The organism is Paraburkholderia aspalathi, from assembly GCF_905220735.1.
GTDB classification, from domain to species: Bacteria; Pseudomonadota; Gammaproteobacteria; order Burkholderiales; family Burkholderiaceae; genus Paraburkholderia; species Paraburkholderia aspalathi.
The window spans coordinates 1-2118 of the sequence record NZ_CAJNBA010000026.1 but is presented as its reverse complement, the minus strand read 5'-3'; the positions used below and the strand labels follow the sequence as shown (position 1 = coordinate 2118).

Annotated in this window: 2 tRNA genes and 1 rRNA gene; all 3 read left to right on the top strand. The window is 51.8% G+C overall.

Going from position 1 to position 2118, the window contains the following annotated elements:
• The first annotated feature begins 45 nt into the window (after window positions 1-45).
• Window positions 46-122, top strand: a tRNA-Ile gene (locus KHO30_RS39020).
• A gap of 69 nt (window positions 123-191) precedes the next feature.
• Window positions 192-267 (top strand) — tRNA-Ala (locus KHO30_RS39015).
• Between the two features lie 340 nt (window positions 268-607).
• A 23S ribosomal RNA gene (locus tag KHO30_RS39010) occupies window positions 608-2118 on the top strand; the annotation flags it as partial.

The following is a 2118-nucleotide window of genomic DNA, read 5'->3' as shown; positions in this document are numbered from 1 at the left end:
CGTTGAGCGCTCACGCTTATCGGCTGTGAAACTAGACAGACTCAGGGGTCTGTAGCTCAGTTGGTTAGAGCACCGTCTTGATAAGGCGGGGGTCGATGGTTCGAATCCATCCAGACCCACCACTGTTTCTGCGGTGGCTGATCCGCTAAAAACCCCTGGGTAGTAACAGATAGCATTATCTGTGCATGACTGGGGGATTAGCTCAGCTGGGAGAGCACCTGCTTTGCAAGCAGGGGGTCGTCGGTTCGATCCCGTCATCCTCCACCAATCTTCAATGCCGGTTTTACTGCGGTGAACATTGAAAAATGTTTGCAGTGTAGTGAAACAGGCATTGGCGATTGAGCCAGTCAGAGTGATACGTGGTTATAGCAACCGCGATATCGGCTGTCGTTCTTTAACAATCAGGAAGAAGTAGTAAAGAGATTCACGAAAGATCACTTAGAGATGGGTGATCGAGTAGGTGAATCAGGGTTGTGATTGTATCAATGTATGAAAAGGTGATCGAAAGATTGCCTTGGAATACGGCGCAACACGAATACTCAACCTGTAGCGCGTGTGGCGAACGTGCCATTCCCAGTGAATGGCGCATGAGACACACCCGTTATAGGGTCAAGCGAACAAGTGCATGTGGTGGATGCCTTGGCGATCACAGGCGATGAAGGACGCGGTAGCCTGCGAAAAGCGGGGGGGAGCTGGCAAACGAGCTTTGATCCCCCGATATCCGAATGGGGAAACCCACTCCTTATGGAGTATCCGTAACTGAATACATAGGTTACGTGAAGCGAACGCGGTGAACTGAAACATCTAAGTAACCGCAGGAAAAGAAATCAACCGAGATTCCCAGAGTAGTGGCGAGCGAAATGGGACCAGCCTGTACTCTTTATCTTCATTGTTAGTCGAAGGCTCTGGAAAGTGCCGCCATAGCAGGTGATAGCCCTGTAGACGAAAACAGCGAGGAAGAACTGGGTGTACGACAAGTAGGGCGGGACACGTGAAATCCTGTCTGAAGATGGGGGGACCATCCTCCAAGGCTAAATACTCGTGATCGACCGATAGTGAACCAGTACCGTGAGGGAAAGGCGAAAAGAACCCCGGGAGGGGAGTGAAATAGATCCTGAAACCGCATGCATACAAACAGTCGGAGCCTCTGCGAAGGGGTGACGGCGTACCTTTTGTATAATGGGTCAGCGACTTACATTCAGTGGCAAGCTTAACCGATTAGGGCAGGCGTAGCGAAAGCGAGTCCGAACAGGGCGTTCAGTCGCTGGGTGTAGACCCGAAACCAGGTGATCTATCCATGGCCAGGATGAAGGTGCGGTAACACGTACTGGAGGTCCGAACCCACTAACGTTGAAAAGTTAGGGGATGAGCTGTGGATAGGGGTGAAAGGCTAAACAAACCTGGAAATAGCTGGTTCTCTCCGAAAACTATTTAGGTAGTGCCTCGTGTATCACCTTCGGGGGTAGAGCACTGTCATGGTTGTGGGGTCCATTGCGGATTACTACGCCATAGCAAACTCCGAATACCGAAGAGTGCAATCACGGGAGACAGACATCGGGTGCTAACGTCCGGTGTCAAGAGGGAAACAACCCAGACCGCCAGCTAAGGTCCCCAAATATTGCTAAGTGGGAAACGAAGTGGGAAGGCTAAAACAGTCAGGAGGTTGGCTTAGAAGCAGCCATCCTTTAAAGAAAGCGTAATAGCTCACTGATCGAGTCGTCCTGCGCGGAAGATGTAACGGGGCTAAGCAATATACCGAAGCTGCGGATGCACATTTATGTGCATGGTAGGAGAGCGTTCCGTAAGCCTGCGAAGGTGCATTGAAAAGTGCGCTGGAGGTATCGGAAGTGCGAATGCTGACATGAGTAGCGATAAAGGGGGTGAAAGGCCCCCTCGCCGTAAGCCCAAGGTTTCCTACGCAACGTTCATCGGCGTAGGGTGAGTCGGCCCCTAAGGCGAGGCAGAAATGCGTAGCTGATGGGAAGCAGGTTAATATTCCTGCACCATTGTTAAATGCGATGGGGGGACGGATCGCGGAAGGTTGTCCGGGTGTTGGAAGTCCCGGTCCTTGCATTGGAGAAGGCGCTTAGGCAAATCCGGGCGCGGAATTCAAGGGTG